This is a genomic window from Sulfitobacter sp., from assembly GCF_041552635.1.
Taxonomy (GTDB): Bacteria; Pseudomonadota; Alphaproteobacteria; order Rhodobacterales; family Rhodobacteraceae; genus Sulfitobacter.
This window is the reverse complement of the sequence record NZ_JBFEKM010000149.1, coordinates 1-10,480: the sequence shown is the minus strand read 5'-3', so window position 1 is coordinate 10,480 and position 10,480 is coordinate 1. Positions and strand designations below refer to the sequence as shown.

General features: G+C 60.0%; 11 protein-coding genes and 1 riboswitch. All 11 genes read right to left on the bottom strand.

Annotated features, from left to right (window positions below; translation table 11 throughout):
- Nucleotides 1–269: DUF1989 domain-containing protein (locus ABYT07_RS15880; RefSeq protein ID WP_372993011.1), on the bottom strand; the 269-nt coding region annotated here is incomplete at its 3' end.
- A gap of 4 nt (nucleotides 270–273) precedes the next feature.
- Complete coding sequence (locus tag ABYT07_RS15875) at nucleotides 274–1,089, bottom strand: urea amidolyase associated protein UAAP1 (RefSeq protein WP_372993010.1); 816 nt, start codon at nucleotides 1,087–1,089, stop codon at nucleotides 274–276.
- Between the two features lies 1 nt (nucleotide 1,090).
- The gene (locus ABYT07_RS15870) at nucleotides 1,091–1,921 is read right to left on the bottom strand and encodes an ABC transporter ATP-binding protein (protein ID WP_372993009.1); all 831 of its coding nucleotides are present in this window, start codon (nucleotides 1,919–1,921) and stop codon (nucleotides 1,091–1,093) included.
- Nucleotides 1,918–2,736, bottom strand: coding sequence for an ABC transporter permease (locus ABYT07_RS15865; protein WP_372993008.1), 819 nt, complete (start codon nucleotides 2,734–2,736; stop codon nucleotides 1,918–1,920). Before ABYT07_RS15865 ends, ABYT07_RS15870 begins: the two co-directional genes overlap by 4 nt.
- Before the next feature lie 14 nt (nucleotides 2,737–2,750).
- A complete protein-coding gene (locus ABYT07_RS15860; protein ID WP_372993007.1) occupies nucleotides 2,751–3,821 on the bottom strand; it encodes a putative urea ABC transporter substrate-binding protein in 1,071 nt (356 codons plus the stop codon).
- A gap of 71 nt (nucleotides 3,822–3,892) precedes the next feature.
- Nucleotides 3,893–4,000, bottom strand: a riboswitch (guanidine-I (ykkC/yxkD leader).
- Between the two features lie 145 nt (nucleotides 4,001–4,145).
- Nucleotides 4,146–6,140, bottom strand: coding sequence for a TRAP transporter permease (locus tag ABYT07_RS15855; protein WP_372993006.1), 1,995 nt, complete (start codon nucleotides 6,138–6,140; stop codon nucleotides 4,146–4,148).
- 79 nt (nucleotides 6,141–6,219) lie between these two features.
- Nucleotides 6,220–7,356, bottom strand: coding sequence for a TAXI family TRAP transporter solute-binding subunit (locus ABYT07_RS15850; RefSeq protein ID WP_372993005.1), 1,137 nt, complete (start codon nucleotides 7,354–7,356; stop codon nucleotides 6,220–6,222).
- 236 nt (nucleotides 7,357–7,592) lie between these two features.
- Nucleotides 7,593–8,378, bottom strand: coding sequence for an SDR family NAD(P)-dependent oxidoreductase (locus ABYT07_RS15845; protein WP_372993004.1), 786 nt, complete (start codon nucleotides 8,376–8,378; stop codon nucleotides 7,593–7,595).
- Between the two features lie 156 nt (nucleotides 8,379–8,534).
- Complete coding sequence (locus ABYT07_RS15840; protein WP_372993003.1) at nucleotides 8,535–9,089, bottom strand: pyridoxamine 5'-phosphate oxidase family protein; 555 nt, start codon at nucleotides 9,087–9,089, stop codon at nucleotides 8,535–8,537.
- Nucleotides 9,082–10,122: a lipocalin-like domain-containing protein gene (locus ABYT07_RS15835; RefSeq protein ID WP_372993002.1), complete on the bottom strand. Its 1,041-nt coding sequence runs from the start codon at nucleotides 10,120–10,122 to the stop codon at nucleotides 9,082–9,084. Before ABYT07_RS15835 ends, ABYT07_RS15840 begins: the two co-directional genes overlap by 8 nt.
- A partial coding sequence (locus tag ABYT07_RS15830; RefSeq protein WP_372993001.1) for an FtsX-like permease family protein occupies nucleotides 10,112–10,480 on the bottom strand: 369 nt, incomplete at its 5' end. The genes ABYT07_RS15835 and ABYT07_RS15830, both read right to left, overlap by 11 nt.

Sequence of the window (10,480 nt, the reverse complement as noted above, 5' to 3'; positions counted from 1 at the left end):
GACGTGTCATGGCGGCCTGACGTATCTGCGGTCACGGTCATCATCACGCGTCCCTCAGAGGACATCAACTGCGTGCCCGTGGTAATATAGGCGGCCCCTTGGGCGCGCAGGGTGTCCTGACTGGAATAGCGTTCGCCAAAATCATCGGCACGATAGAAAATCGTGTCGATTGCCTGCTGGCCATAGGTATCTTCGATACGGATGGTTTGGCCCTTCTTGACGATACCGGACCATGGCTTTTCCGCGGGAATATCATATGCTTGATCCATGATCCTAACCCTTTGCCTTGGCATTATTTTCAAAGCCACGTTGCGCTTCGGCAGTCGCAGTCCGACACAGGTCATCCGCGGGCACATGGGCGGCGGAAACCTTGGTCACCATGACGGCATCGGGAGTGGTTGCGGCACGCGGGTCCAGCGGATGCGGGCAGTTGGATAGGGCCACAAGCAAATCCATTTCAGCACGAAGTTCAATCCAGTCGCCTTGTGACACCATTGACCCGCGCCATTCGAACGCCCCTTCGGCCTGCACCCGAACCGGTGCAAAAAGCGTGAACAGTGGCGGAATATCGCGCCGGTCCAGCCCCAGCTTGGCGGCTGCCAATACCATGTTATCGCGGGTGTTGCGCATCCCTGGATCGTTGTACTTTTCAACCGTCGCAGGTGTGGATCCGCCCGTCAGCGCATCATGGGCACCGCTGCTGTCCTCGACAATCGACAGCATCACGCGGCCCATGTCCGAAAAGATCACCCGCCCTTTGCACAGCTCGGTTGTCCATTGCAGCTTGATGGTGTCGGGCAAGTTCATCCGCTCGGACGTATCTGCGGCAGCCCAAGCGGCAAGGGACACAGCCGACACCGCCCCTTGTGGCGCAAGCCGCAGCACTTCGCCTTTGGCGATGCTTAGCGTCGTGTACCAGCCCCCGGGCACCGTCTTGGACAGCAAGACCGAAGTCCCGTCGATGTCAGGTGCGGGGCGCGGGCTGGCCATGGGCAGCACACCGGGCGACGATTCAAGCCCCATGCGTTGATGTTCCAGATAGCGCTGGCGATCTGCGTTGATCTGTTCGGGGGTGCGGTGGACGTGCATCTTAGGTCTCCGGATGTTGATCGGGTCGTCCCGATGTCACGGCTTGAATGGTCGGGTCGTCCCAACCAAGGGCGTATTCGTTGTCGAACAAGGTGCGGCCCCCGGCCACGCGGGGCGGCCAGATGACAATGTCGTTGGTGACCTGCGCGCCATAGCGGTCTGCTTCTTCGGGGCGGTTGCGGGTGCGGCCAAGGGCGACAACACGGGTGCCAAGGGTAAAGGCCTCGCGCAGGTCATGGGTGACCATCACCACCGTCATGGGGCGTTCGTTCCACAAGCGTTTCATCAGGTGGTGAATGTCGGTTCTGATACCGGGGTCCAGCGCGCCAAAGGGTTCGTCGAGCAGCAAAACCCTCGGCTTCATCATCAAGGCCTGCGCCAGCGCAAGGCGCTGCTGCATCCCGCCAGAGAGTTGCGCGGGGTATTTGTTTTCTGATCCAGCAAGGCCCACATCAGCGATCATCTGCTCTGCCACCGCGATAAGGGCGCGGCGCGCGGCACCAAAACTGCGCCCAGACACGCGACCTGACTGCAATTCAGGGCCCAGCATGACGTTGCCCAGAACCGTCAGATGCGGAAATACCGAATAGCGCTGATAGACTACGCCGCGATCAGGGCCGGGTTCATCTGGCAATGGCGCGCCGTCCAGCAAGATCGTGCCACGGGTCGCCCTTTCCTGCCCCAGCAACAGCCGCAGCAAGGTCGACTTTCCGCAACCCGACGGGCCGACCAGCGCCACGAAAGACCGCGGCGCGATCTCGAGGCTCAGGTTTTCGATGACGATCTGGTTGCCGTATTCCTTCCAGACATTCTGCAACGTCAGGGCTGTCATTTGCCGCCCTCCAGATCTGACCACGGAAACAGCCAGCGGCGGAACCGGTCGATGCCGAAATCAGCACTGGCCGCCAGAAAGGTAATCCACGCGACGTAAGGAAAAATGATGTCCATCGACAGATAGCGACGCACCAGAAAGATCCGGTAGCCAAGGCCGCTATCGGCTGAAATAGCTTCGGCCGCGATGAGGAACAAGAACGCAGGCCCCAGTTGCAGCCGCAGGCTGGCCAGCAGGCGCGGCAAGGCTTGGGGCAAGACGATGCGCAGCGCGATCAGCCAGCTTGAGGCCGACAATGTTTCCGCCTTGACGATCTGTTCGCGAGGCAAGGCCAGCACCGTTTGCGCCAGATCGCGGATCATGATCGGGGCGACACCAATGACGATCAGGGCGATCTTTGACGTCTCGCCCAAGCCCATCAAGATAAACAGGATCGGCAGCAGCGCCAAGGGCGGCACCATGGATACAAAGCTGACGAAAGGGGAAAGCAGCGCGCGAAAGAACGGCAGGATGCCGATGCTGATGCCGACACCCAAGGCCAGCACCGTCGATATGCCCAGACCTGCGCCAAGCCGTTTCAGGCTTGACCATGTGTCGGTCCACAGCAGGTAATCGCCACTGCGCCGGTCAGGTGTGAAAGCCATCAGATCGACGGCATTCGCAATGCTGGTCAGGGCTGGCAACAGCTTGTCACTGGGGTTTTCGGCCAACCGAAGGGAAGACCCCACCAGATACGCCAGAATCAACGCCGCGAACGGCGCGAACTTCAGCGCTGTCGCCGCCACCGGCGACAGCTGTTGGTTGATCAGGCGCATCCGACCGGTCCTGCCTACAGCGCGCCGTCGGCGGCCATCTGCATGAACATCGTATCAAAGCGGAATTTGACATTGTCCGTATCGCCCAAGATCGTACCGTCTGGCAGTGCAATCCCGATCGCATCCTCGGATGTCGCACCGGGTGTCAAAAGCCCTTTGTCGAACAAGAACGCCCGCACCAAGTTCATCGTCCCCGCCAGATCGGACGACGCAGTAAAGGCGACCGCCTCGGCTGGATCAGAGAACAGCTTGGTCGCGGCCATCTGCGCCTCGAATCCCGCCTGATCTGTCCCGGACGCAGCCCCCATGGCAGCCCGCGCGGCGGCACCTTCGGGTGTGTCAGCAGTCATCAAGGTCATCGTTTCGTACCAGATTCCCGCCAGCGCCTGACCGAATTTCGGATTATCCGCCAACACGTCGGTGTTCGCGACCATCAGGTCGATAATCTCGCCCTCGATTTGCGAGCTGTCGAATACCTTGACCGCGCCGGACAGCGTTTCGATTTCGGATACCATCGGGTTCCACGTCACCATCGCGGTCACGTCATCGGTCTGGAACGCGCCCACCATGTCGGGGTCAGCGGTGTTAATCACTTTGACGTCCCGTTCAGACATCCCCACGCTGTCCAGCGCGCGCGCCAGCAGATAGTGCGAGACCGAAAACTCAACCAAGTTCACATCGCGCCCAGCGATATCGGCCAGCGCGGTGCCGTCCTTGATGAACACCGCGTCATTGCCATCCGAAAAATCACCGACGATGACAGCCGTGGTATCCACGCCGCCCGCCGACGGGATCGACAGGCCATCCATGTTGGTCAGCGTCACCGCATCATAGCCGCCCGCCGTGTATTGATTGATCGATTCCACATAGTCGTTGAATTGCGTGACTTCGATCGAGATGCCGTATTTGTCGGCCCATTTGTCGACAATGCCGGTATCGGCGGCATGGCCCCACGGCATCCAGCCCACATAAATCGACCAAGCGACCTTGAAATCCGTTTTCTCTTGGGCTGTGGCGGCTTGTCCAAAGCTTAGCACACCGATGGCGGCCAAGGCGGCAAGTGTGGTTCTGCGGTTGATTTTCATGTCAGTCCCTTTTCATTTTGTAAAAAGGGATTGGATACAGATCATCGCCGCCAATCCCTTGGTCTTGCGAGGTCTCCCGGGCTTTTGTCCCGCCGTGCATCTGACGGATTTTTCTGTCCCGCCAGCTTCGGCTCTCGGACCAGACACGCATCAGCGCCGGAACCCTAGCCGAAAACTCAGGACCATGATGTGAGAGCGGACCATCCCCGGCAAGCGCACCCGCGTCTAAAACGGATGCGCCCACAGCAGTGCACAGTTTTCAGGCATCGCGCCTGCGTGTTGATTAATATTTAGCCGCTATCTGGCCGAAAGGGTGCTGCGATCCTAGGCTGGTCGGGGGTCCGTCGTATTCGCCCGCCACGCGACAAAGATTGGCAGCGCGCACAATGCGGCACCGATCAGGAACGACAGCGCATACCCCAGATTGGCCAGTTCGTTGTGCGGCATCGCGATCAAGACCCCGCCAAAGAACAGCATGATCCGCAACGGCAATCCCGCACCGCCGTCCAAGGGGCCGACAAGGCTGACATAGCCCTGCAACGCCGACGAGATCATCGCGACACCCAACAAGGCACAGCTAAGTGCGACAGTGACCTCCCATGCAGGTGCCTGCCCGATCAAGGCGGGGTTCAGCACAAAGAAGAACGGCGCGATATAGATGACCCCGCCAAGGCGCATCGCCTCGAACCCTGTGGCAATGGGGTTTGACCCCGCCATGGTCGACGCGGCAAAGGCCCCAAGGGCAACCGGTGGCGTGATATAGCTGACCATGCCCCAATACAGGATGAACAGATGCACGGCCAATTGGTTCAAGCCGCCCGCCTCAAGTGCGGGGGCCAGAACAACGGCTAGGAAAATGTAGCAGGCCGTGACCGTCATCCCCATACCAAAGATAAACGCCGTCACGGCCCCCATCAACAGCAGCACCAGCGTGTTGTCGCCCGCAATGAACACCAGTTCGTTGACCAGCGTTCCGGCCAGCCCCGTCGCCGAAAACGATCCCACGATCAGGCCCACGCCCAACAGGATCGCAGTCAGTTCGGCCAGCCCCATACCGACGCCGACAATCATGTTGCCAAGCCGTGTCACGTTCAGGCGGTGGCTGGCGCGGAACTGGTTGACCACCAGCAGCAACGCTGTGGCATAAAACGGTGCCGAAGATTCCTGCCGCAGGCCGATCATCATATAGAGCAGCAGCGCAAAGACAAAGATGTAGGGCCAGCCTTCGATCATCACCTCGCGCAGGCGGGGAAGATCGGGCTTGGGCAGACCGCGCAGGCCACGCTTGGCCGAATAGGCGTCGATCTGGGTGAACAGCCCCCAATAGAACAGCAGGCTGGGAATGGCCGCAGCCAAGGCAATTTCAACGTAAGGGCGCGACAGGAACGACGCCATCACGAACGCCGTGGCCCCCATGATTGGCGGCATCAAGACGCCCCCGGTGGAGGCGCAGGCTTCGGTCGCAGCCGCAGTCTTGGCGGAAAAACCCGTCTTGCGCATCGCGGGAATCGACACCGCCCCGGTGGTCAGCACGTTCGAGATCACAGATCCGGACATCGACCCCATAAAACCGCTGGCAAAAATCGACACCTTTGCCGCGCCGCCGCGATAGCCGCCGACCAGCCCTAATGCCAGATCGTTAAAGAATTGCCCGCCACCTGTGCGCTGCAACACAGCACCGAACAAGATGAACCCGATAACCACGCCGCCAAAGGCCTTCATCGGGATGCCGAATGAACTTTCGGCGGAATAGATGTGATAGGGTACCGTCTGCATGAACGTGCTTTGGAACCCCGAAAAAGGATCAGGCACCTGCCCTGCAAAGGTCGGATAGAACGCAAAGACGGTGACGATGATGAACAAAACCAACCCGCCGGCGCGGCGTGTCGCCTCGAGGATCAGAAAAAAGAATACCACCGATACATATTGCGCCATTTCCGGTGCGGCATATTCCCAGCCTTGCGACAGGTTTTGCTGCGCCGTTTGCGCCAGATAACCGGTGCAGGCGATGGACAGAGCAAACAGCAGCCAATCCAGCAGCGATGGATTGCCGCCCTTGCCGCCGCGCATCTGAAAGATCAGAAAGCTTAACGCCAGAAAAAGACCGCCCAAGACGTACAGATACCGCCCCTCGATCAGGACAATCCCCAGCAGCTGGATGTTGAACAGTTGGTTGATCACCAAAACCAGCGACAGCAATGTGCCGATCACCACGACCCAGCGGGCGGGTCCCGAGATAAGCTCGGCCGGAGTTGCGCCGTCAATGGCGACCTGTTCCAAGCCTTTGGATCCAGCGGGGGGGGTATCGTGTTCGGTCATTTGCGCACTCGTGTTTGGGATGAACATGACAAACCGGCCGGTTTCAGAAAAACCGGCCGATCAAAGCATTTAGCAAAATTTAGAATACGACCGAAAAGCCGCCATCCATCAATGCCTTGCGACGTGCTTCGGACCATGCTGCTTCCCAATCTGCGGGGGCGGCGGCCTTGGTTGCTTCCCATGCTGCGGCCAGCGCGTCCTGACGTGCAATCAGGTTGTCATTATGCGCCTGAGCTTTGTCATTCCAGACGCCCGCTTCTGTGAAGTAGCGGATGGCACCTTCATGATAGGGAACGACCCATTCCATGTTCTGCTTGTCCAGCGCCCAACCACCGATGCCGGGGGAATTGCCGTCATATTTCGGGAACAGTTCAACCATCGCCTTGGTCATGTTATAGACCAGACCTTCGTCCGACGCGGCCATCGCTGTCAGCACAGGATACGCATAGCCCGCCCCCTGATAGCCATCGGTCCCGTCAATCGTGGCACCGACGCTTGCCTTGTTGATGTTAAAGAACGGCGCGATTTCCTGCATCCGTGCAAAGCCTTCGGTGTTGGCCGGATCAATCGGTGGCCACAACAGCCCGCGCGGGCCTGCCTCGGCTTCATATGCCTTACCCGAGTTGGTAGAAGCGAATGCCGCATCGACCTGACCTTCGATCAGACCGGTCCAGCTGGCCCCAAAGCCGCCGAAATCGACGCGTTCCACATCATCCCACGTCAGGCCGCCATAAGCCAGATAGGCTTCGGTATTCACGTTCAGCGCGGGCGCACCAACGATATAGGCAACACGTTTGCCTTTCAGATCGGCATAGGTTTCGATCCCCAGATCACCGGCGACACCGACGGCAAGGTTGATCGCACCACCGTTGTTCGCCATCAGCACGCGGATCGGCTGTGGGCCCCAGTTTTCAGCGCCAAAGTCAAACACGCCCTCTTGCGCCATAAAGCTGCCGCCGACGCCGGTTGCCGAAAATTCGACACGGCCCTGACGCAGCGGTTCGGTCCGCGACACGTCGTTCTTGCCGGGCAGCACGCGCAGGTTAACGCCCGTTGCATCCTGTAACGCAGCGCCAATCGCCACAGCCTGATTGTAGCCCGCTGATCCGGTATCATAGGCCGTCCAGTTCAGCTGCTTTGGCAGATCAATATCTTGTGCGGCCGCCATCGTGGCGGTCATGCCAAAAGCCGCAATTGTGGTTGTAAGGTAGTTCATGGTTTCCTCCCAAAAAATCCGGCCCGGCACCGCCGTAAGGGGGCCGACCGGGTCTGGCGGTCCCGTTTTCTGATGAAACGCTATTCCGCCCTGTGGAAAGGATAGGTGCCTTGCTTTTGACCTGTCAACATAAGGTTACGTTATTGCGGGTTTGAAGGGCGGCCGGGACGGGGTTTGTTTTACTGACCGAAACAAACCCCGTCTAAGCCGCGAAAATCCGCAGAACCTCTGGCGGATCAGCTTAAGTGCAAGCCTGCGTCGACCAGCAATAATTCCCCTGTTACGTGCCTTGACGCGTCCGACAGGAAAAACATCGCGGCATCCGCGATATCGTCGGGGCCGGATGCCACCCCAAGGGGCGTTGCAGTTTCGATCCGCTCAAGCGTTTTGGCAAAGGCATCTTCGTCCATCGTATCCCTGAACCAGCGTGTGGCGATGAAGCCGGGGCAAATCGCATTGACCCGGATCGCAGGGGCCAGTGCACGCGCAAGGGACACCGTCATCGTGTTCAGCGCGCCCTTGGATGCGGCATAGGCCACCGATGACCCGATGCCCTTGATCCCCGCGATAGACGACGTGTTCAGCACGGTGCTGGCCCGTCCGGTTGTCTGATGCGCCACCGCCAGCAGCGCTTTGGTCGCCTGCAACATCAGATAGGGCCCGACCACGTTCACCGCGTAGGTATCTATGAAATCGGCCTTGGACAGGGCATCCAGATCGGAATGATCCCGCGCATGTCGGGTAATGCCAGCGTTATTGACCAGAATATCCAACCGCCCGCGCCGCTGCGCGGCATCTGCCAATGCCTTGCAGCCCTCGGGTTCGGCGACGTCTGCCTGAACGATCTCGACCTGCGATCCGGCAGCGCGGCACAGATCGGCGGCCTCTTCGGCCTCGGCCGCGGACCGTGAATAGTTGATGATCACATCCGCGCCGCGTTCCGCCAGCTTGGCCGCGATGGAACGCCCCAACCCTGTGGCCGATCCGGTAACCAATGCGATGCGCCCGTCAAGATCGTTCATGTGTACTCTCCCCTCAGATAGTTTCAGATATGCTGTGGGTGTGCCCAATAGCGTCGCCCGCAACACCCTTGTCAAAGTTATGTTTTGGCGGTCAGGTTTTGGTCAAGGCTTGATTTGGTCAAGCTCGCGCGGCGGTCACCGCCGGATATGCACCGATCACGGCGCAACCCACGCGCCGGTCCATCCATCCCCTGCCCGATAGACCGCGCGCCGGTGCCTTGGCCCCAGATGCACCAGATCTATGTGCTGCACGCTGCATCTGAGCACGGCAAACCGCGCCCTGTCGGCGGGTTTTTCATAGGCAAAGACATCCGCAATGGGGCAGCCCGGCACAGGCAAAGTGCCATAAGACACACGCGATGCCGCTGGCACCTTTTCCCACTGCGGGTCAATCGTGGGACCGGTCAAAATCTCGACCCTAGTGGTAAGCCTGATTTGCAGGTCCGCCTCTGGCACCCAGATATGAAACGCGGCCACCGGATTCTGGCGCAATGCGGTGACCTTGGCGGTGGCGATATCTGTATGCACCTCAAGAACAGCACCTGTTCTGGTGGCGGCGCGCAACGCAACTGTGCGGGCCTGCGGTGTGCCGTCGGGGGCCACAGTCACAAATGTCGGAAAACGTGCGGGCGACCGGCTGTCGGCGACACCACGGTCAAGGTGCTGCCATGCTTCATCCAGAAACGCCCCAAGGTCGGCGGAGTTACTCATAGCCTGTCATCTCCAGATATCCCTGTCCTGTGTGGCTGCCCGACACGGTGACCGGACCTTCCCAATAGGGCACCGAAAGCCCCATCCATGCAAAGGGGTTCAGCGCCGTGACACTGACGTCCAGCCCCCTCTGCGGCAATGTCACCCGCCATGTCGTGGGGATTTGGCGGCCCTCGACCGTGCTTTGTTTCACAGGCATCGCGGCAAACGCCCCGTCTGGATAAGCTGTCGTTTGCCCGTCCGGTTCGATCCAGGTCGCCGAGGTATAAGGTGGCCCAGCCGTGTCGCGTAGCTGAAACCCCATCAGTTTCGCCCCACCCGCAAAGGCCAGTGAAAACCAGTCCCAGCCCGATTGCTGCCCTGACAGCGGCTGCGATGACCATTCACGGTCAAGCCATGCGGTGCCCGTCACGACAACCGGACCTGTCGGAAGGTACAGCGTGCCCTTTACCTCAAAGAACGGTTGGGAATAATAATAGCTCGCCTGCCCTTGGGCTGATTTGACCGAATAGCCGTCATCGCCGTGAAAAACCAACGGGCCCTGTGCGTCCAGCGACATGTCATAGCCAAAGTCAGGCCCCTTTGCGGTCAGGGTCATCGTGTTGAAATCCGGCCCCTGCAGCGCCCATTCGTCGATCCATGCCCGAAACGGGCTGGCCTGAACACCCGCCTGCCCGATGCCGCCACGGGCAAAGCGTTCGGTGGCGAAATGCTGCTCCGGTGTCGTCACCGCCGCGTGGGCGAACCAGATTTGCGGCGATTGCCAGCCTGGTGCCTCGCCCGGTGCGAGTGCCGACCGGAACAGCGTCCACTGCACCCCATAAGCCGTCCCGTCAGGTCCACTGAGGTTTGCCGTCAGATACCACCATTCAATCCGATAATCCGGATGGGCACCGTGATCGGCGGGAAAGCTGAAGGGCACCCCCGGTATCGGAGTCGCAAACCCTTGGGCGTCGGTGCCAAGGCCCGAAAAACCCTGTGCTGCCGCGCAAAACGGCCAGAGCAATAGAAAGACCAATAGCTTAACGTTCACGTGCAAAAACCCTTAGTAATGTGGCGGGTGGCGTGCGCATCAGGCGCAACGCCGGCCATGCCGCCGCCAGAAACGCGGCCACCATCGCGTAAAAACCCAACCGCAAATAATCGAACGGAAACAGGTACATCGGCAACTTCCAGCCAAAGGCCTCGACGTTGATGACGGACAGCAAAACCCACGCCAGCCCAAGCCCCATCGGGATCGCGCAGACAAAGACCAGCCCTGCAAGCAAGACGGCGCGCAACAGCTCAAGCCAGCCCAATCTGCGGCGGGTCAGCCCGAGGGCCCACACCGGGGCCAGTTGCGGCACCCGCAGGTCGGCCAGTGTCAGCAAGCTCATCAAGATTGCAAAGCT